The 18,753-nt window shown below is 53.9% G+C and carries 17 protein-coding genes; 8 read left to right on the top strand and 9 right to left on the bottom strand.

What is annotated here, in order from left to right:
• Positions 1–9: 9 nt before the first annotated feature.
• Both RAC89_RS11575 and RAC89_RS11570 read left to right on the top strand, forming a co-directional pair.
• Positions 10–1,221 (top strand): sensor histidine kinase, encoded by a 1,212-nt coding sequence (locus tag RAC89_RS11575; RefSeq protein WP_306613598.1) that lies wholly within the window; start codon positions 10–12, stop codon positions 1,219–1,221.
• On the top strand, positions 1,222–1,905 hold the full coding sequence (locus tag RAC89_RS11570; RefSeq protein WP_306613596.1) for a response regulator: 684 nt from the start codon (positions 1,222–1,224) through the stop codon (positions 1,903–1,905).
• A gap of 76 nt (positions 1,906–1,981) precedes the next feature.
• Here the strand turns inward: RAC89_RS11570 and RAC89_RS11565 are convergent, their stop codons facing one another.
• The 5 genes from RAC89_RS11565 to RAC89_RS11545 all read right to left on the bottom strand — a co-directional run bounded on the left by RAC89_RS11565 (position 1,982) and on the right by RAC89_RS11545 (position 5,697).
• Positions 1,982–2,125: a hypothetical protein gene (locus tag RAC89_RS11565; protein ID WP_306613594.1), complete on the bottom strand. Its 144-nt coding sequence runs from the start codon at positions 2,123–2,125 to the stop codon at positions 1,982–1,984.
• Positions 2,126–2,197: 72 nt separating this feature from the next.
• Positions 2,198–2,647: an SgcJ/EcaC family oxidoreductase gene (locus tag RAC89_RS11560; RefSeq protein ID WP_306613591.1), complete on the bottom strand. Its 450-nt coding sequence runs from the start codon at positions 2,645–2,647 to the stop codon at positions 2,198–2,200.
• Positions 2,648–2,908: 261 nt separating this feature from the next.
• Complete coding sequence (gdhA, locus tag RAC89_RS11555; RefSeq protein ID WP_306613589.1) at positions 2,909–4,288, bottom strand: NADP-specific glutamate dehydrogenase; 1,380 nt, start codon at positions 4,286–4,288, stop codon at positions 2,909–2,911.
• A 149-nt stretch (positions 4,289–4,437) separates the two neighbouring features.
• On the bottom strand, positions 4,438–5,115 hold the full coding sequence (locus RAC89_RS11550; RefSeq protein WP_306613587.1) for a response regulator transcription factor: 678 nt from the start codon (positions 5,113–5,115) through the stop codon (positions 4,438–4,440).
• A 114-nt stretch (positions 5,116–5,229) separates the two neighbouring features.
• The gene (locus RAC89_RS11545; protein ID WP_306613585.1) at positions 5,230–5,697 is read right to left on the bottom strand and encodes a cytochrome c biogenesis protein CcdC; all 468 of its coding nucleotides are present in this window, start codon (positions 5,695–5,697) and stop codon (positions 5,230–5,232) included.
• A 173-nt stretch (positions 5,698–5,870) separates the two neighbouring features.
• On the opposite strand from RAC89_RS11545, the gene RAC89_RS11540 reads away from it, so the two are divergent.
• The 5 genes from RAC89_RS11540 (at position 5,871) to RAC89_RS11520 (ending at position 10,217) form a co-directional block, all read left to right on the top strand.
• On the top strand, positions 5,871–6,461 hold the full coding sequence (locus tag RAC89_RS11540; RefSeq protein ID WP_306613583.1) for a TVP38/TMEM64 family protein: 591 nt from the start codon (positions 5,871–5,873) through the stop codon (positions 6,459–6,461).
• Between the two features lie 170 nt (positions 6,462–6,631).
• The gene (locus RAC89_RS11535) at positions 6,632–7,864 is read left to right on the top strand and encodes an MFS transporter (protein ID WP_306613581.1); all 1,233 of its coding nucleotides are present in this window, start codon (positions 6,632–6,634) and stop codon (positions 7,862–7,864) included.
• 194 nt (positions 7,865–8,058) lie between these two features.
• Positions 8,059–8,475 carry a YjdF family protein gene (locus RAC89_RS11530; protein ID WP_306613579.1) on the top strand — a complete coding sequence of 139 codons (417 nt, stop codon included), beginning with the start codon at positions 8,059–8,061 and terminating at the stop codon, positions 8,473–8,475.
• 184 nt (positions 8,476–8,659) lie between these two features.
• Positions 8,660–8,863: a DUF1272 domain-containing protein gene (locus RAC89_RS11525; RefSeq protein WP_306616087.1), complete on the top strand. Its 204-nt coding sequence runs from the start codon at positions 8,660–8,662 to the stop codon at positions 8,861–8,863.
• 121 nt (positions 8,864–8,984) lie between these two features.
• A complete protein-coding gene (locus tag RAC89_RS11520; RefSeq protein ID WP_306613577.1) occupies positions 8,985–10,217 on the top strand; it encodes an MFS transporter in 1,233 nt (410 codons plus the stop codon).
• Between the two features lie 19 nt (positions 10,218–10,236).
• Here the strand turns inward: RAC89_RS11520 and RAC89_RS11515 are convergent, their stop codons facing one another.
• Positions 10,237–12,567, bottom strand: a complete 2,331-nt coding sequence (locus tag RAC89_RS11515) for an EAL domain-containing protein (RefSeq protein WP_306613576.1) — start codon at positions 12,565–12,567, stop codon at positions 10,237–10,239.
• 304 nt (positions 12,568–12,871) lie between these two features.
• Between RAC89_RS11515 and RAC89_RS11510 the strand changes: the two genes are divergently transcribed.
• Positions 12,872–14,950: a fibronectin type III domain-containing protein gene (locus RAC89_RS11510; RefSeq protein ID WP_306613575.1), complete on the top strand. Its 2,079-nt coding sequence runs from the start codon at positions 12,872–12,874 to the stop codon at positions 14,948–14,950.
• 86 nt (positions 14,951–15,036) lie between these two features.
• Here RAC89_RS11510 and RAC89_RS11505 read toward each other — a convergent pair whose 3' ends face one another.
• Genes RAC89_RS11505 through RAC89_RS11495 form a run of 3 tightly spaced genes read right to left on the bottom strand, consistent with a single transcriptional unit; the run spans position 15,037 to position 18,673 of the window.
• Positions 15,037–16,191: a Ger(x)C family spore germination protein gene (locus tag RAC89_RS11505; protein WP_306613574.1), complete on the bottom strand. Its 1,155-nt coding sequence runs from the start codon at positions 16,189–16,191 to the stop codon at positions 15,037–15,039.
• Positions 16,178–17,266: a GerAB/ArcD/ProY family transporter gene (locus RAC89_RS11500; protein ID WP_306613573.1), complete on the bottom strand. Its 1,089-nt coding sequence runs from the start codon at positions 17,264–17,266 to the stop codon at positions 16,178–16,180. The genes RAC89_RS11505 and RAC89_RS11500 overlap by 14 nt, the downstream gene beginning before the upstream one ends.
• Before the next feature lie 9 nt (positions 17,267–17,275).
• A complete protein-coding gene (locus RAC89_RS11495) occupies positions 17,276–18,673 on the bottom strand; it encodes a spore germination protein (protein WP_306613572.1) in 1,398 nt (465 codons plus the stop codon).
• Positions 18,674–18,753: the final 80 nt, after the last annotated feature.

The raw sequence follows: 18,753 nt of genomic DNA, 5'->3' as shown, positions 1-18,753 counted from the left end.
TTCCGGCCTATGCTTGAGCGACGCGAATGGCACTGGGTGGATTGGGCGCTGTTCTCCGTGTATACCGGACTGACAGGTCTGATGATCTTAATGCTGTTTACCCAGGAGGAGCGAATGGGCTCGCCCGATCCCGGTCCCTTCCTGCTGCTGATTCTGGCTTGCTATGCGCTTCCGCTTCTATGCTGGAGGCCGAGGTTCATCCATAGTGATGGCTTTGCCTTTCTGCTCTTATTCAGCAGCGGCATTCCCGCCGTGTATTACAGCTATCTCAATAAGGCGGGAATCGGACTTATTCTGCTTCCTACGATTATTGTGGGATACTTGGCCAAGAAGAGAACCTTGGTCTGGACGCTGCCGGTTTACTTGATCGCCATTCCTATTACCATCAACATGGCCGCCGATAAAATGCAGCCTACCGACATTGTCAGCCGAATGTTCGATTACTGCCTGATGTACGGCATCGGTTATGCTTTGCAGCGGATCAAGCAGACCAATGAGCAAATGAAGAGCCTGCTGGAGGTCAATCGGAAACATGCCGAACGCATCGAGCAGCAGAACCGGACACTGGAGCAGTATGCGAAGCAGGTGGAGCGCATTACGCTGCTGGAGGAGCGCAACCGAATGGCACGCGAGCTTCATGATACGGTCGGCCATACGTTTACCTCCGTCATCATGGGGATGGATGCGGTGTCCTATCTGATGGAGCAAGCGCCGGAGAAGGCCAAAGGGAAGCTGGAGGTGCTGCGCGGGGTCATGCGCGGCGGACTCGATGAAGTACGGCGCAACATTCATCAGATAGCACCGGACGGAGCGGATGACTTCCTGCTGGAGCAGCTGAAGCGGTTAGCGGAGGAATTCGCTTTGCATACGGGCACCAAGGTGAACGTGACGGAAGAGGGGCCGGAGCCGGAGCTGTCTGGACATGCGAAGCTGACGCTGGTCCGCTGTCTTCAGGAGGCGCTGACGAATGCCAAGCGTCACGGACAGGCGCGTCATGTGAAGGTGAGACTTCGCCACGAGCCGCTATGGACGGTGCTGACGATAGAGGATGACGGGGTCGGCATGCCGCAGGTAGCCCTCGGCTTCGGGCTAAGCGCCATGAAGGAACGGCTTCAGGCGCTTGGGGGCGGCATTACCGTCAGCTCTCAGGTCGACAAGGGGACGATCGTTCACTGCACGATGCCGCATAAAGAAACAACAAGCTTACAGGAGGCGCTCTAGGTGACCAACAACATCCGAATTATGCTGGTGGACGACCAGGACTTAATCAGGGAAAGCCTGCATATCGTGCTGGATATGGATCCGGAGCTGAGCGTGGAGGGGCTGGCGGAGAACGGCCAGGCGGCCGTGGAGCTTGCACAGCACATCCGACCGGATGTCATCCTGATGGATATCCATATGCCTGTAATGGACGGTGTGGGGGCTACTCGGCGGATAAAAGGGCTCCTTCCGGAGACAAAAATCATTATTCTCACCACATTTCAGGAAGTGAATTATGTGGTGGAGGCGCTAGCTGCGGGCGCGGAGGGCTACCTGCTCAAGGCGATTCATCCAAAGGAGCTGGCGGCCGGCCTCAAGTGGGTGCATCGCGGCGGAACGCTCATCCCGCAAGAGATCGCCCTGCTGCTGGTGAAGCAGCTGAAATCGCCTCAGGCGGAGTCGGCCGCTGCGGTCTCTGCAGCCGTCCTGGAAGAGAGGAGAAAGCCGGAGGAATACGGGCTGAGCGAGCGGGAATTTCAGGTGCTGAAGGCGATATCCGAGGGTCTCAGCAACCGGGAAATCGCCGGCAAGCTGTTTCTGTCCGAGGGGACGGTGAAGAACTACATCTCCAGCATCTACGCCAAGCTGGATGTACGCGACCGTTTACAGGCCTCGCTGAAGGCAAGAGAGGAAGGGATGGTGTAGTTGAAGGGAGAAGCTCCCGAAAGGCAGAGCAAAGAGGCAGGCGCTATTCGCGACCTGCCTCTTTGCCTGCGCCTGCTCAGCGTTCGGACTCCGCGTTTTCGTTGGCACGCTCTATAATCTCGTTCACCTCACCGGCATCCCCTTGGCTGTTGATCCATTCAACCAAGGTCATGATATCATTGCGCGGCTCGTCGGAAGCATTTTCTTCGCGATTAGGCAATCCAATCATCTCCTCTCTTGGCACTTAGAGCTGATGCTTAGTCGTAGTATACCCGAGAGGGGCGAGGCGTCATCACCCGTAAAGCGCACTGCGTAATTCTGCGGTCATCTGCTCCACCAGCTCCGGTCTGCCGTGAAACTGAGCAGGCGTGTTCTGAAACAGCTGAATGCGCCAAGCTCCTTCCGAAACGGCAGCAATCACCGTGTGATGTGTATTTACCTTCGGGTTGAGATCGCTCTGGCCTGGCGGTATCATGCCTGCAATGGCCCGAAGGATGGCGACTTCGGGAGCGGGGAAGCGGATCTCCTTCACGATGGTCACGAAGGCGGCGGTTGGGTGATGCTCAAAGATTGGCGCCAAATGGGCATAGATCTCCTCGCGCCCGATCGACTGGCTGCCGTCAAAGCCGATGCTTTCCCCATCCCGTGAGAATAAATCTGCCATCGCCCGGGCGTCGCGGTGATTCCATGCTTGGATCAGCCGGTCGTACATGTCCCTCACAACAGTAGAGGCTTGTTCCATGTCGTCTTCTCTCCTTCAAACTGTGCTAGACCCACACTGATACCCGTTTATCCCAGTCCCCGGTGCATAGCATCGCAGCTCCAGTGTTAACTAAACTTCCCTAACCCCTGTTGCCCTACGTAATGTTATATCCCATTCAAGGTGACCAGTATTCTGCGATAATGTCGTACGGGCGGACGCCGCCGGATTGCCGGGAGTAAAAATAAAAGAGGAGCAACTGCCGAAGCATGCCCCTCAAGATATTTCCGTAATATGATATGTCTAGATGACTCCCTGAGCAATCATGGCGTCAGCTACTTTGGTAAATCCGGCAATGTTCGCCCCGACCACAAGGTTGCCCGGGTGCCCGTACTCCTCAGCGGCAGCAACGGAGCTTCTATAAATATTTTTCATGATGGCATGAAGCTTATCATCGACCTCGTGGAAGTTCCAGGAGTAACGCATGCTGTTCTGTGACATCTCCAGTGCGGATACCGCCACGCCGCCCGCGTTGGCCGCTTTGGCCGGTCCGAAGAGAACGCCGGCTTGAAGAAAGACATCAATGGCCTCCAGGGTTGAAGGCATGTTAGCTCCCTCGCCAACCGCCTTCACGCCGTTGGCAACCAACACTCTGGCAGAGGCTTCGTCGATCTCGTTCTGGGTTGCACTTGGGAGAGCGATATCGCATGGAATCGACCAGATGCCGTCACAGCCTTCGTGGTAGCTGGCGCCCGGATGCTCCTTCACGTATTCGCTGATCCGCTTGCGCTCGACCTCCTTCAGTCTGCGAACGGTGTCGAGCTTGATGCCGTCTTTATCGTAGATATAGCCGTTCGAATCGCTGCAGGCAACGACCGTGGCACCGAGCTGCATCGCTTTTTGCATAGAGTAGATGGCGACATTACCGGAGCCGGACACCACAACGGTGCTGTCTTCAAAGCTCAAGCCCTGTGCCTTCAGCATTTCGTTGACGAAGTATACGCAGCCGTATCCGGTAGCTTCCGTACGGGCGAGACTGCCTCCGTAGATAATGCCTTTCCCTGTCAGCACGCCGGCCTCGTAAGCGCCGCGAATTCTTTTGTACTGCCCGAACATATAACCGATCTCCCGAGCGCCTACGCCGATATCGCCGGCAGGAACGTCGGTATCCTGTCCGATGTACTTATACAGCTCCGTCATGAAGCTTTGAGTAAACCGCATGATTTCGTTATCGGACTTGCCCTTCGGGTCGAAGTCGGAGCCTCCCTTACCGCCGCCGATGGGCTGGCCTGTAAGTGAATTTTTGAAGGTTTGCTCGAAGCCCAAAAATTTAATGATGCTGGCGTTAACGGACGGGTGAAAGCGCAGCCCGCCCTTATAAGGGCCGATGGCGCTGTTGAATTGCACGCGGAAGCCTCGGTTGACATGGGTTACGCCCTGGTCATCCACCCAAGGCACGCGAAACGTAATCAGGCGCTCCGGTTCGACGATGCGCTCCAGAATGCCGTGCTGCCGATATTTGGGGTGCTTGGCTATAACGGGAATCAACGACTCCAAAATTTCCTTTACCGCCTGATGGAACTCGCTTTCATGGGGATTTCGCTTCACTACGGTTTCGTACACACTTTGTACATATTCCCTGGCTGACACTTCTGCCGGAATGATCGTTTCGAGTTTTGTCACAGTAACCGTCCTTTATGCAAGATTTGGTCGAGAGCCGACCTTACTAGTAGTTTAATTTTTGCATAATTTTACGGTTTGTCAATAAAAAATTACATGTTATGTAAGGTTACGTCGCCTGGCAAAATGGCCTCCAACGCATGTTATAAAGTCTAATGAGCGGAGGGTTCGTTATGCAGCCACTCCTTCAAAGCGATGATGGCCAGCGTACGGTCATTCGTTCCGATTTTGTTATATATGCTGCTGACGTAGTTTTTCACCGTTCCCTCGCTCATGATGAGCAGGTCGGCAATCTGTCGATTCGTCTTGCCCTCAAGCAGGAGCAGTATGATGCTTTTTTCCCGGGTGGTAAAGGCGGGGTTGTCCGTTTTTCTTCGGCCTGCTTCCAGGCGGGTGTGGGTGGTCTGACTGACGCGTGAGATTCGAGCGGCCAGCTTGGCGGCAATGACCGAGGGGAGCATATAATGACCGCTGACGGCATCCCGGATGGCGTGGATGAGCCGGTCTCCAGGCATATCCTTCAGCAGGAAACCGGTCGCCCCGCAGGCCAGCGCATCCACAATATATTCATCCTCGCTGAAGGTAGTGAGAATTAGCACTACGGTGTCCGGGTAAAGCTGCTTAATTCTCTTCGTACATTCGATGCCTGTCATTCCGGGCATCTGGATATCCATCAGGATCAGGTCGGGCTGCAAGGAGCCGACAAGCTCCAAGGCTTGCTCCCCGTCCTTGGCCATTCCCACAACCTTCATATCCTCTTCTAGGCTGATGATGGTTTGCAGCGCATCGCGCATCAGCGTCTGGTCGTCTGTAATGAGAATGTGGATCATAGGCAATCGTCCCCCATGAGCAGTATTACATCAAAGTATACGGGGGAGCCCCCGTTTATACAATGAAGTAGGGACAGATTGTGACCGTCACTTCCGTCATGTATGACCGGTGGCTTACTGCTGCTTCTGCTTATAGATACGGCGAAACTTGGCATAGGAGGTGACCCGCCAAGGAATCACATAGCCGAGCGCAACCATCAGAAAGAGAGCGCCGAGCGTCTGCTGATCCAATTCGCTGAAGTAGTTGCGCAGACCAAGCCGAATAAGCAGGATACCGACCAAAGCAATGATGAAGCCTTTATTTTGAACGGCGTAGATATTACCGTCATCTCGAACCTCATATTGCGTGGTCCATATGAGCGGAACCGACAGCAAGCAGCCAACCGCCAGTGCGGCAGCCAGCTCCCATATTGGGGCTTGCACGGAAGGGTTTGCGATCAGCGGCAGCGTAGGCAAAAGGAACAATAACGGCAGCAGAAGCCGCAAGCCGCGTCCCCGGATCGGCCTGCGCATCGATCGGGTTCTTCTCCAAAGCACGAGACCTGCTACGACAACAACCATAATATACATGGATGAATCCATAAGGTTACCTCTCTTTCTTCGTTTTTATAACAGGTGTAGTGTAAACCTTATTTGACAGCAGTTCAATAGCTCGCACAAAGGAAAGGTGAGGAACAAGCTCTCTATCTCGTTGCAATAGCTCATCCACTAATAGTAAACTGAAAATGGTGAAGACGGAGGGTGGATAGCAAGCGATGACATGGTTGGATCATTTACGAAGCTTATCGTGGGAAGATATAGAAACGATACTTAACCATTATGAAGCGTTAGGGCCGATTCCCGGGGTTCTGGCTCCGATGATCGAATCTTATTTGCCGATTTTGCCTTTAATTGCCATTCTTGTTGCAAATGTGAATGCGTACGGGCTGGTCGAGGGCGTCCTGCTCTCATGGGTCGGCGTCGTCATAGGGGCGATCAGTGTGTTCTGGCTCAGCCGCCGGTTCGGGGGCAGCCTGCGGAGCTTCATTGAGCGGAAATACCCGCAAGCCCAAAGATGGATTCAGTGGGTGGAGCAGCATGGCTTTACGCCGATCTTCCTGCTGGCTTGTTTCCCGTTTACGCCGTCATTCTTCGTTAACGTGGCCTCGGGTATCTCCCGTGTGCCTTTCCATACGTTCGCAACGGCGACCCTGCTGGGCAAGGGGGTTATGATCTTCCTCGTATCGTTCGCGGGGCAAGATGTGCATAAGCTGTTCGAGCAGCCTTGGAAGCTGGGGCTGATCGTCGTCTTTTTCGTGCTGATGTGGTTTGTGGGACGGAAGGTCGAGAAGAGGTATATGAAATAAAAGTAGAGGACTTCGTGGGCAGCCGCGGGGTCCTTTTTTGCAGGCATCCTAGGGAAGGGGAAACTTTTCTTATGGCGAAACATTCCTTAGTAATACCTCGTCGGATCAAGTATGATTAAGGGATTGGTATTCGACCATTGGAAAATAATACGTCAGGAGCAAACACAGCTATGTGGAAAAGCCGTAATGTATGGATTATATTAAGCGGCGAGATGATCGCCGGGTTCGGGCTATGGATGTCGATTATCGCCAATTTGGAATTTATGCAGCGGTATGTACCGTCCGACTTCCTGAAGTCCTTGATTTTATTTACCGGGCTGCTTGCGGGTGTTCTGTTCGGGCCATTGGCCGGGAGAGTCATTGACTCCGTCAACAAGAAGCACATCCTGCTCTATTCCGGTGTAGGGAGGCTCGTCAGCGTATCCTTCATGTTCGCAGCCATTCATTATGAGTCGGTCTGGTGGATGGTGCTGTTCGCAGTGGCGCTGCAGATTTCCGCCGCTTTCTACTTCCCGGCGCTGCAATCGCTCATACCGCTTGTAGTGGAGGAGAGGCAGCTGCTGACCATGAACGGCGTACATATGAACGTTATGACCATCGCGAGAATCATGGGTACCGCCTTGGGCGGCTTCATGCTTACAGTGATGAGTTTGTCGTCGCTGTATGCCTTATCGTTTGCGGCTTATGTGCTGCTGCTGGTGTCCACCTTTTTTTTACAGGTGAAGGATGGGGAAGGCAGTCTGGCGGGGAACCCAGCCGGGGCTTCCAAGCCCAAGGGGAGCTTCAAGGATGTGATTCCTGTGCTGAAGGAGCTGCCTGTGCCGATGATGGTGCTCTGCCTGACGGTCGTACCGACGCTCTTCATCGGAGGGTTCAATCTGCTGGTCATTAATATCAGCGAGCTGCAGAATGACCCCCAAATTAAGGGTTGGCTGTACGCGGCGGAAGGAACGCTGTTTATTCTGGGCGGCTTCCTGGTGAAGCGGCTGTCCGAGAGGCGGGATTTGCTGAAGCTGTTATTTTTCTTCGCCTTCGTCGTAGCCTTTGCCCATTTATCGCTGTACTTCAGCAATTACGCCCCGGCTTCGGTGGCTTCGTTCGCGGTGTTCGGGCTTGCGGCGGGGTGCATGTTCCCCGTGGCGTCCACGCTGTTCCAGACCCAGGTTCCCCGGGAGTATCACGGCCGCTTCTTCTCTTTCCGCAGCATGCTGGACCGGGTGTTATTTCAAGTCATTCTGCTAGGGACCGGGCTGTTCCTCGATACGATCGGTCTGCAGCTTATGGTGCTGCTTTTCGGTGCCTTGTCACTGGGGTTGACTATTTACTTCCAGTACCGGCAGCGCAAGGCAGGGGTGATGCATGTGTCAAAGGAGTCTGGCGTTCCTGCCGAGAAGGCGGGGTAGATCGCTGATTACAGCTCTGGCTTTCTCCAATAGAAATGCAATTGAATCTGTTTCAGCTGTTGATTATACTGGGATTAGAGTGTAAAAACACGGCCCGGTTGGTAGTCCGGGCGCACAGGGTTCGTTTCCCTAGTGTCAGTAACCTTCCCCCTCGGGATGTCCGTCACTCTAGATTTTCTAGAGGGGGAGTAAGGATGAAGCTTACCGTATTTTTTGACGAGGGCTGCCGGTTCTGGATCGGTGTAGTGGAGCAAGAGGAGGAAGGGCGGCTTAGGGCGTACCGGCACATTTTTGGGAGCGAGCCTAAAGATGCGGAAGTCCTGGCATTCATTCGCAGTGAAATGATGGAGCGGATGAGACAGACTCAGCAATCGGCTGAATCCGGTCTGCGCAGCAGCCGCAGGGTGAGCCCGAAGCGGTTGGCTCGTCAGGCTGCCAAGGAGCTGGGTCAGAGAGGCGTTTCTACTCTTGCGCAGCAAGCCATCAAGCTGGAGCTGGAAAGCCGGAAGCGAATGCGGAAGGTGCTTACTCGGCAGCAGGTAGAAGAACAGAACGAGCGAAAGTATCAGCTGAGGGTGCAGAAAGCAAAGCTGAAGCACAAGGGCAGGTAGAAGAAGAGGAGTCTGGGCTGAAGAGCCTAGGCTCCTTTTTTTGCAGCTGACGATCATGGACCCGGCTTAGCAGGAGTGCAGCTAGTAGCAGTGGTACAGTGGTTTACGAATGAATTGGTTCTTTTACTATATCCAATTACCTTGTTTAATGAAGGTATACAAACAAGGAGAGGTTGGGTTACCTGTGGCGTTGGAAATGAGAGAAGCCTGTGAGAAGTGTGCGGCCAAGCATCTTCCCAAGGATGCGGTTGCTTATATTTGTACGCATGAATGTACCTTTTGCGAGGAATGTGCGAAGGGCATGCATTATGTGTGCCCGAATTGCGGGGGAGAGCTTGTGAGGAGGCCCAAAAGCATCGGGAAGCCGATCAGCTGCTCGCTTAGCTGAAAAATTCACAACCGGAAACAAAGAAAACCTAGCGTCATCGGCTGAATGAGCTGGTATTATGGGAGGGGCTTTCTTCAAAATAAGCGCCTCACCCATTTAATATCGAAAGAAGGTTACTCCCTTGAATACGGCACTCAGTGGTCAGGCGAGCAGGGAAACGGCGGGCCTCGGGTTCCTATCGAGGCCTCTTCTCGCAATGTATATCGACACTTTGCTCATGGCCATCGGCTTCTTCATGCTGGTGCCCTTGCTCGGCGTACATCTGATGCACGAGCTGGGCTGGAGCGCCGCCTCCGCCGGTGTCGTGATGGCCATCAGCGGCTTCGCACAGCAGGGCTTCAAGTTCTTCAGCGGGATTTTTGCCGACCGCATTGGCTACAAGCGGGCGATCCTGATCGGCGTGGCCGTAAGGATCGCCGGCTATGCGTTGTACGGTATGGTCAGCCATCCGGTCACGTTCGCCCTGGCGGGCTTCATTTCAGGTTTGGCCGGCGCGATATTCCATCCCGCGAGCTATGCGGCGTACGCCCGGCTGTCCTCCGACTCGATGAAGCAGCGCATTTTTGGCTTACGCGAGATGCTAAGCAATGTCGGCTTTATTCTAGGTCCGGTTATCGGGATGCTGCTGATGAAGCTCAGCTTCGCTTTCGTCTGCTTCGCATCGGCTATGATGTTTGCCGCAGCCTTCTTCATCTCGTGGCGGTTTCTGCCGGACATGAAGGGGGAGCACAAGCCGGCGCCTATTCTCGCGACGTGCCGCAAGCTGCTTCAGGACAAGACCTTCCTACTGTTCAATGTGTTCGCAATGGGACTATGGGCGCTTCAAGTTCAGCTGTACCTGGCGGTGCCTGTTCGGGCGGGAGAGCTCCTGCCGGATGCTGGTATGGTGGCGTATCTATACATGAGCGGGGCCATCTTCATGGTGCTGCTGCAGCTTCCGCTGGTCAAGATGCTGCAGGACAAGCTCCGCCCGAGCCGCATCATGGCATACGGGGCCGTTATGTTAGGATTGGGCCTTCTGGCCATCGGCTTTTCGCAGGGTTTATGGACCTTGCTGCTTGCGATCCTTCTTTTTACCTTAGGTCAGATGGTCACGATGCCTTTCATGAATCAAATGATTTCCGGCTTCGCCGATAAGCAGCTGTTTGCCACTTATTTCGGCTTTAACGGGATTGCACTGGCAGTCGGAGGCATGCTGGGGAACACAACCAGCGGAGCGCTCTACGACTATGCCCAAGCACATCCCAGTCTCCAGTGGCTGCCGTGGGCCGCGCTTTGCGCCTTTGGCGTGACCCTGGCACTGCTGCTTATTCGGTTGGGGGGACGGTTCGATCCCCCGCCTGCAGAAACCTAAAAAACCGGCTTCGACCCCTCTAGGATGAGGAGGCCGAGGCCGGTTTGCCGTTTGTCAGCTTATGAACCAGATACGGCTCAATGGCGGCAACGGGAAGCGGTTTGCTCAGCAGGTAGCCCTGAATCACATCGCAGCTGATTGATCGAAGCAGAATATACTGCTCTTCGGTTTCCACACCTTCGGCTACGACGGTCAGCTGCAGCGCATGAGCCATATCTACCATTGCTTTCACGAGAGTGATGTTCGTCAAATCCTGCTCAAGATCTTGAATGAAGGACTTGTCGATTTTGAGAACATCGAAATGAAGTCTTTTCAGATAGGAGAGTGCCGAATGTCCTGTTCCGAAGTCATCGATCGATAGCAGCACTCCCAGGTTGCGAAGCTCCTCTACAAGCTCCTCCGCCGCGTCGAAATGGCGCAGCCCTACGCTTTCCGTCAGCTCGATCTCCAGCATAGCGGGAGTCACGTCATATCTCGACAAGCAAGCTTGGATGAATTGGGGCATTGAGGGATGATAAAGCGTCTTCGCTGACAGGTTAACTGCAATCTTGACCGGCCGGCCAAAGCGGCGAAGCCAGCGTGCACTCTGGGCGCAGGCCTCCTCAATCACCCATTCGTCAATCTCCGTAATCATGCCGATCTCCTCGGCGACAGGGATGAATTCCTGCGGGGGAACCAGCCCCCATTGCGGATGATTCCAGCGGACGAGCGCCTCCAGTCCGGCCAGCTGACCGCCACGGCAGCGTACCTGGGGCTGGTAATAGACCTCGAGCTGGCCCTTGGCCATCGCCCCGCGCAAGCTCTGCTCAAGCTCGAGCCGGTGTGCCAGAGCTCCATGACTATCCGGGAGGAAGCGCTGAAAGTCGTTCTTGTTTTCCTTGGCAGAATACATCGCCGAATCGGCGTTCCGCAGCAGCGTGTCCAGGTCGTCGCCGTCCTGCGGATAAATACTGATGCCGATGCTTCCCGTGACATGGAGGTCATGCTCATCGATGTGGAAAGCGCGCGCAAGCTCTCTAAGGATTCCCGATGCTATCTTGGCTGCCTCCTCCGATCCTTGAAGCTGGGGCATCATGACCGTGAATTCATCACCGCCCAGCCGAAACACCGTATGATGGAGGCGAACGCTGTCCTGCAGCCTATGGCTCGCCTGGATCAGCAGCCGGTCACCCATTTCGTGCCCCAGCGTATCGTTGATTACCTTAAAGCGGTCCAAATCGATGAAAAGCAGGCCGACTTGCTCTCCTTTGCTTTTGGCTTCCTGCAGTGCCGCCGTGAAATTCTCATGAAAATGATGCCGGTTCGGCAGCCCGGTGAGCATGTCGTAATGAGCGAGAAAGGTCAGCTTTTCTTCCGCTTGCTTCCTTTTGGTGATATCGGTGAAGATCGCTACGTAGTTACTCACCTGATCCTGCGCATCCTTGACCGCTTGGATTGTCAGCCACTCCGGATACAGCTCGCCGTTCTTTCGCTTATTCCAGATTTCCCCCTGCCAGCTGCCGGTTTCGTGGATCGACTTCCACATGGCTTGGTAGAAGGAGGCGGTTTGGCGTCCGGAATTGAGCAGGCGCGGAGTTTGTCCAAGCGCCTCCTGCCCGCTGTAGCCCGTTGTACTCGTGAAGGCAGGGTTTACGGACAGAATCATCCCCTTCGTATCCGTGATCATAATGCCCTCATGCGAGGTTTCGAAGACGCGGGCGTGCATCCGCAGCTTCTCCTCGACCTTCTTGCGCTCCGAGATATCCGAGAAGATCCCGACATAATTGGAGATTTCCCCCTTGGTGTCGGTCACAGCGTTGATGATGAGCCATTCCGGAAAGACCGTTCCATCCTTCCGGCGGTTCCAAACCTCCCCTTGCCAGCCCCCCGTTTGGCGAATGGATTCCCACATGGCGCGGTAAAATTCCGGGGAATGCTTCTTCGATTGCAATAGGCTCGGCGTATGTCCGTAAACCTCTTCCGCCGTATAGCCGGTAGTCCGGGTGAAGGAGTGGTTCACGGCGATGATGCGCGAGCCCGCATCGGTGATCAGAATGCCTTCCAGCGACGCTTCGAAAACGCGGGCATAAAGCCGATAATGCTCCTCGGAGGCACGCAGCCGCTGCTCCTCCAGCAGCATTTTCCGGTTGTATCGTTTCACTATGTAAAAGAAAAACACGGCATTGATGATAAACAAAAGAAAGCGGAGCACAGCCCCGATCTTCAGAATGTCTTTGCCGTGATAAGAATAATGGTCCACAAGGAATTGGATGAACGGGTTGGCGATAAACAGAAGAAAAACATTAGAGAGCACAAACAGAATCGTCACCGAATCGACGGCTGGAAATCGTTTGGGGTTGATGCGCTGCATAGAAAGTTCCCACCTTTAGCTCTCTTTTGTCGGCACGTACATGAGTAGGCATGAAATATTGTAAAGCTTTTAGTGCAGGGCCGCTGTGATAAAAGTCACAGGGCATCGCCGGTCTTTCAACCCAAGGTGGGAATGCCATATGTCCCCGCAAAATTGTGACAAATACTCCCGCAATTGATTAGTACCTTAGCAGAGGTGAGGGTCTTGAGCGTCCTGTTTCGGTCCTTTTTCTCTATTGCTGGGCTAAGGGATGTCCTCTATACTAATTTCTAAAAGTCTTGTATGAACATAAAGGAGATTCCCGATGACCTTATCCCGCGTAGCCTCTCGAGGCAAACGTCCGAAGAAGAAGCCGCCTGTACGCGCTTTCGTCATAATCCTTGCCCTAATGGGCGTCCTGGCTGTGCTAGGGCTTGTCATCTTCAACGGTCTTGACGGTCAGGGCCCAAAGACGCAGACGGCTCCGGAGGCGACACTCGCCGCTGTGAAGACGGAGGAGGCTGCTGAGCTTGAGCCGACATCCATCCGGCACGAGGTTACGCTATGGACACCACCGCGTGTGGATGCGGAGGCAATTGAGCTGACGTTCCAGTATGCAGCCCCGCAGGAGAGCTCCATTCAGGTGCGCCTGCAGGTGAAGCCCGAGGGGGCTGCCGCTTACAAGGAGGCCGCTCTGCAGAACACCCCGGACAAAGCGGCTGCCGGCAAGCATGTCTACTCGGCTACATGGAAGAAAGCGGAGGATGGGGTGAAGGCTGGGGACAAGGTGGATCTGAAGCTGTCGGTCACTGCCGGCGAAGCGCCGGCTGCGGAATATGAGGTGCGTAATGTCCGCTTCCAGTCCCGTGAAGTCCTCAGGCAGCAAGTACAGAATTACCTGATCTATTACGGCGACTGGACGGACACGCTGGTGGATGAGGTTCGGCAGAAATACCAGATGGTCGTACTCCACACCCAAAGGCAGATCACGGCCGAACAAATTCAGCGCTTGCGCGGAGGCAAGGATCCGCATGACGCTTCCCAGGCGGTGCTTGTTCTGGGCTACCTATCCGTTGGGGAGGACCTCCGGACGGCCGGCATGACGCCGGAGGACATGAAGAAGGATTCGCGCTTCGTCCTGGACGGGTCAGGGCCCGCAGCGGATCCGCAGCCGGGAGCGCCTTATCCGGACGGAAGCACTATACCGGAAGATACGGATATTCTTGGTACGATGGCCGGGAGCGGATATGCCCCCTTTTATCTAAGCGATGGCAGCTCGGGGAAGGCGGCCGAACCGGAGATCAGCCGCATTAGCAAGGCGGCGTTCGTCAATCCGGGTCATCCGGCATGGCTGGAGGCGCTGAAGACAATGACCAAGGCGAAGGACCGGGTGTCCGGACTGAGCGAGCTGCTCGGACGGGAAGAGGGAGCCGGGTACGGCTGTGACGGCCTGTTCCTGGACACGCTCGATACCGCAGCTCCGAACTCCTTCACCGATTCGTCCAGTGCGAATCCGAGAGAGTTTGAATGGACGGCAAAGGGGACGCAGGAGCTCCTTCGAAAGATTCGGAGCGAGTATCCAGGCTCGCTTCTGCTGGCGAATCGCGGCCTCTTCTTTTACCATCCGGATCTGGAGGCTTACCGATATACGCTTCGGGGCATCGTCGACTTCGTGCTTTATGACGGCTTCAAGCTGGATAGTGGAGGCGGGCAGTGGTATCAAGAGGCGATCTTCCATGACAACAAATACAATTACGGTCAAAAGCTGCTGGCCGAGGCGGATCGTCCCGACGGCTTTAAGGTTCTCAGCCTCGGGTATGCCGAAGGTCCCGACGGCGATGCGGCGAAAAAGGCGCTTCAAGGAGACCGGAACACGGCGAGGGACATGCTGCTGGACGATCTGCTGGAGGCGGCGTCGCTTGGCATGGTGCATTACAGCTCAAGTGCAGCGCTTACCGAGGTGAACTCCTTTGCCTTGGAGCATACGCCGAAGGAGCCGCAGCCTCCCGTGTGGGGCAACACGAAGACCCCGGCGTTCGGAAAGCCGTTTGCCGCGCCGCGGGAGGGAGCCCAGAAGCTGGAGCGGCGCGGCAAGGACGTGTACATCCAGTGGGATGTGGCTCATTCCAATGCAAGACCGGTTGGTTATACGCTTTATGTGAAGGAAGGAGAGACCTTCCGATTCAATAAGGATTTGGCGGAGCAGAGTCAAGCGGTCGTCGATCTTCGCCCGGAAGTCCCGTCCGATTACGCGGGCCGGGGGGAACGCGCAGGACGCTTCCCTTATGAGGCGAAGGTGGAGGGGCTTACTCCAGGCAAAACGTACTTCCTCGTCATCCGGGCGAAGAATGCAGCCGGTCAATACGAGGAGAACCGGAAAGTGATGCGCGTAGTGGCGCCGTAGCATACCAGGAGAGCTGCGGCCCTTACCTGGAACCGGAAACAAAGAAAAGCCTGAGGCGTGAGCATGATCCACACCTCAGGCTTAAGCTATGTTTTACTCGGCAAGGGCTTGAAGTTCCTGCTTCCCGTCCCTACGATTTGTACTGTAGCCTTTACCGTCACTTTCACGTTGGGAAATTCCTCACGCCAATTCATCTGCTTCCATCGGCGCAAGCCAATGGAATTTCTAACGTAGCGCCCGATTCCGAGATTATCGACGCGGTGGGTTTGCATTTGCTTAATGATCGCTGCCGCCCTTTTCTCGAATTGCTCTTCCAGCTGGGCTTCAACGGCAACCTGTTCTTCTTTCTTACTAAGATCGTGCCCCCCGTAATATTCTAAAACATACCCCTTAAGGCTAATAGCAACCGTCACCTGTATCGGTTCTTCCTGCTGCTCACGTACCTCGATCTTTCTCTTGTTTGCTATGAAGCTAAGAACCAAACGTTCTTGCTTGGAGGATTCGGGCTCCTTCCAATTAAAGCTGATGTCCCCGTGCCGGTATCGATCCATCATCGAAAGGAACACCCGGGTTTCCGGCGGGTTAATTCGGGTCATATACCGATCGTCCTGGAACAGAGCGATCCCGCTGACCATGAAAAAGTCTTTTGTTTTCTTAATGATAGGCATGATCGGATCGCTGCCGTCATCGTAGTAGTCCCGCGTGAATTCATGGAGTGTCGTCATGGGGATCGTGTTGAACTGGTGCTCTTTTTCCAGCATGGTATGCAGGAAAGAGTCGATCTTGGCATCGTGCTTGAATTGAGAAGAGAGGAAGTCCTTGCTGCTGCTGCCTTCCACCATAATAAGTTTGACGCGGTTCCCAATCTGGGGATCACGGAGCATGGAATCGGATATTTTGTAAATTCCCTCGCGGGCGATATCCTCACTATATAGAATGCTGCGGAGCTGACCGCTGACGATAATGCGATCGGATCTTCTCGAAAGATAAAGCTTGGCTTCTTTGCTTGTGGAAGCGATTGTGCTGATGACCTCTCGCCGGTCTTCTCCATCCTCCGAAATATGCGGTCCCGATACGGTCACATTAAGATTGTTAGTTGCATCGAGACCAAGCTTAGCGTCCACTTTGTCGTAACCGATGGTTTCGATCGTTAAAAGCCTCTCAATGACTAATTGGTAGGAGCAGCCTCCGCATAACATCAATGTCATCACAGCGGAGAGCCAAGCTCTACGGTTGTTCATGGCTTAGGTTCCTCCTGAAAAGCACGATAAGAAGCAAGAGAATGCAGGGAACCAAGCAGGCTGCGGCGCTCTCCAGCGTAAAGAGCTGTTGGAGCCAATGTTTCGTTGCCTGTTCCCCATCGATCATGGTTGACACGAGGTAGGAAGCAAAGAGAACGATGATAATCCTCCAAAGATAAGAAACACGAGGCGTAAGTCGCCCGAAGGTTTCTAGGGCAATCCAGTAATACATGCAGACGGTAACCAGCATTTTCAAGAAGAACACGCCAATCAGGAGGGTTTCAAGCCGCTCTACGAACGGTGCCCGTATATACTGAAGCATGCTGATTACAGGATAATAGTCGATCTTTAACTGCTCGAAGCAAAAGAAGCCGAAGTTCGTAAAGGAAACGATCATATAGATGCCTGTTGTAAATAGGTTTCCGTATTGAAGCGATTGGGCAAATTTGGCTTGGCGATCGACATAAGGAAACAGGAATAGAAAGATTTCAAAGCCTAGAAAGGCTCCAAGCACGCTCAACTGGCCGCTGAAATCAAAGCTGCCGAGCTGCATGAAATAGGGAGTTAGCCTAGCAAAGCTGAAGTGGGGAATGACGTACAGCGACAAAAAGATCATCCAAACCGATAGCAGGAAAAAAATTACCGTTGCCTTAGCCATATTGTGAATTTTCTTGGAGAGCATGAAACATACGACTAGCATCATGACGATCAGCAAGTAATCTTCCGGGACCGTCGGAAAATTATAGAGCTGAACCAAAAGGACATATTCCTTCGATATCAGTATGCCGATCATGGACCAGACGATAACGAAAAACGTGTAGATCGGATATAACAAATATTTGCTCAAACGCCGTTCCATCAGCTCAAAGAGACTGAGTCCCTTTCCGTGCTTATAAATAAGGGCAATCATATAGATGACCAGCGCGCTGACCGCCGATGGCAAGATCAGCATCACCCAGCCGTTCGTACCGTAGGTCTCTGCAAGCAATCGGGGAAGGCTGAGCAGGGTAATGCCTGATTGAATCATGTACATTAGGGTAAACAGATGATAATTGTGCAGCTTCTCGTTGTTCATGCTCGCTCCTTACCGCTTCATTCTCATTCGAACCCGATTCCTTGGCTTCGCTTGAGAAGGCCTGGTTGTCATCCACTTCAAGCCTGTTCTGATAAATGTATCCTTCCAATCCTTCAGTGAAAACGGCGTGAGAGGAACTAGGTAGGACGTGCCTAGGCTCGTCAGACTCGATAAGTGAATGACCAAAATGCAAATGCCAAGGATGATTCCGTAGTTGCCTAGTATGCCTGCCATCAAAATAAGACCGAAACGGGCGAGACGGATCGATCCGCTCAAAACATAGCTGGGAATGACGAAGGAGGCCAGTGCGGAAATGGCAACGACGATGATTAAGATATTGCTCGTGAAGCCTGCCTGCACTGCCGCGGTGCCTATGACGATACCGCCGACAATGCCGATGGTTTGGCCGATTTTGCTGGGAAGACGGGCGCCGGCTTCTCGAAGCAGCTCTATCGTAACCTCCATTATGAGCGCCTCCAATACCGGCGGGAAGGGGACCCTTGCCCGGGACTTGGCAATGGAGCTGATTAGGTCCTCCGGAATCATTTCGTAATGATAGGAGGTCAGAGCAACGTAGAACGCAGTAAACATGAGCGATATCACCACAGCAAGCAGCCTCAGCAGCCTCGTTGCGCTTCCCAACAGCCAGCGCTGACTGTAATCGTCTGCGGACTGGAAGAAGTCGAAGAAGCCTGTCGGTGCACAGAAGGCGAAAGGGCTTCCGTCGCAGATTCCGACGATTCTTCCTGCAAGGAGTTTGGAAATCGCCACATCAGGCCGTTCCGAGGTAAGAAATTGCGGGAATAACGAATAGGCGTTGTCGTCAATCATCTGGATAAGAATATTTGTGTCCAGAACGCCGTCGAATTCAATGTCCTGCACACGGTTTTTTAGATCACTTAACAGCTGTTCGTTGGCGATGCCCTCGATATAGAGCAGGTGAACTTTTGTTTTGGTGACCTCGCCGACCTTGAACTGGACCACCCTCAGCTTCGGACTTTTCAGCCGGGACCGGACGAGGGAAAGGTTGGTGTCGGAATCCTCCGTGAAGGAATCGTGCGGCCCCGTGATGACGGTTTCCGTGTCCGAGTTGCTGACAGGTCTTGCTTTGGTGCCCGAGACATTGACAAGATGGACCCCATCCGCGTGAAAGACGGCGCAATTCCCCTCTAGGATGAGCTCGGTAACCTTCACTGGGTCTTGACAGCTTTGGTAAATCCCTCTTTGAAATAGGGAGTCAAGCCCGTCAGGAGTATCCATATGGTGTAAGGGACTGTAGACATGAAGCTCCATGAGCTTCACATCCACTAGACCGTGGAAAAAGAGAAGGGTGATCCCTAGCTCGGGCAGAGATTGTTGGCTTAGGTCGGCACAATCTCCGAATTGGTCCAAGACATCCTGAAGCATGGATATTGCGCGCATAACGTTCACAATCACCCTTCATGTGTGTTGCTAAATTTAGTATTTGTTAGAAAAAAGGGTTTATG

Source organism: Paenibacillus sp. GD4 (genome assembly GCF_030846225.1).
GTDB classification, from domain to species: domain Bacteria; phylum Bacillota; class Bacilli; order Paenibacillales; family NBRC-103111; genus Paenibacillus_G; species Paenibacillus_G silviterrae.
This window is presented reverse-complemented; position numbering and strand designations above follow the sequence as displayed.

What these genes read in the sequence shown, in the direction of transcription:
- RAC89_RS11540 (WP_306613583.1), top strand. Translation starts at nt 5,871, where the DNA reads ATGACATGGTTGGATCATTTACGAAGCTTATCGTGGGAAGATATAGAA.
- RAC89_RS11560 (WP_306613591.1), bottom strand. Translation starts at nt 2,647, where the DNA reads ATGGAACAAGCCTCTACTGTTGTGAGGGACATGTACGACCGGCTGATC.
- RAC89_RS11500 (WP_306613573.1), bottom strand. Translation starts at nt 17,266, where the DNA reads ATGAACAACGAGAAGCTGCACAATTATCATCTGTTTACCCTAATGTAC.
- RAC89_RS11575 (WP_306613598.1), top strand. Translation starts at nt 10, where the DNA reads ATGCTTGAGCGACGCGAATGGCACTGGGTGGATTGGGCGCTGTTCTCC.
- RAC89_RS11545 (WP_306613585.1), bottom strand. Translation starts at nt 5,697, where the DNA reads ATGGATTCATCCATGTATATTATGGTTGTTGTCGTAGCAGGTCTCGTG.
- RAC89_RS11510 (WP_306613575.1), top strand. Translation starts at nt 12,872, where the DNA reads ATGACCTTATCCCGCGTAGCCTCTCGAGGCAAACGTCCGAAGAAGAAG.
- RAC89_RS11515 (WP_306613576.1), bottom strand. Translation starts at nt 12,567, where the DNA reads ATGCAGCGCATCAACCCCAAACGATTTCCAGCCGTCGATTCGGTGACG.
- RAC89_RS11535 (WP_306613581.1), top strand. Translation starts at nt 6,632, where the DNA reads ATGTGGAAAAGCCGTAATGTATGGATTATATTAAGCGGCGAGATGATC.
- RAC89_RS11550 (WP_306613587.1), bottom strand. Translation starts at nt 5,115, where the DNA reads ATGATCCACATTCTCATTACAGACGACCAGACGCTGATGCGCGATGCG.
- RAC89_RS11495 (WP_306613572.1), bottom strand. Translation starts at nt 18,673, where the DNA reads ATGCTTCAGGATGTCTTGGACCAATTCGGAGATTGTGCCGACCTAAGC.
- RAC89_RS11530 (WP_306613579.1), top strand. Translation starts at nt 8,059, where the DNA reads ATGAAGCTTACCGTATTTTTTGACGAGGGCTGCCGGTTCTGGATCGGT.
- RAC89_RS11505 (WP_306613574.1), bottom strand. Translation starts at nt 16,191, where the DNA reads ATGAACAACCGTAGAGCTTGGCTCTCCGCTGTGATGACATTGATGTTA.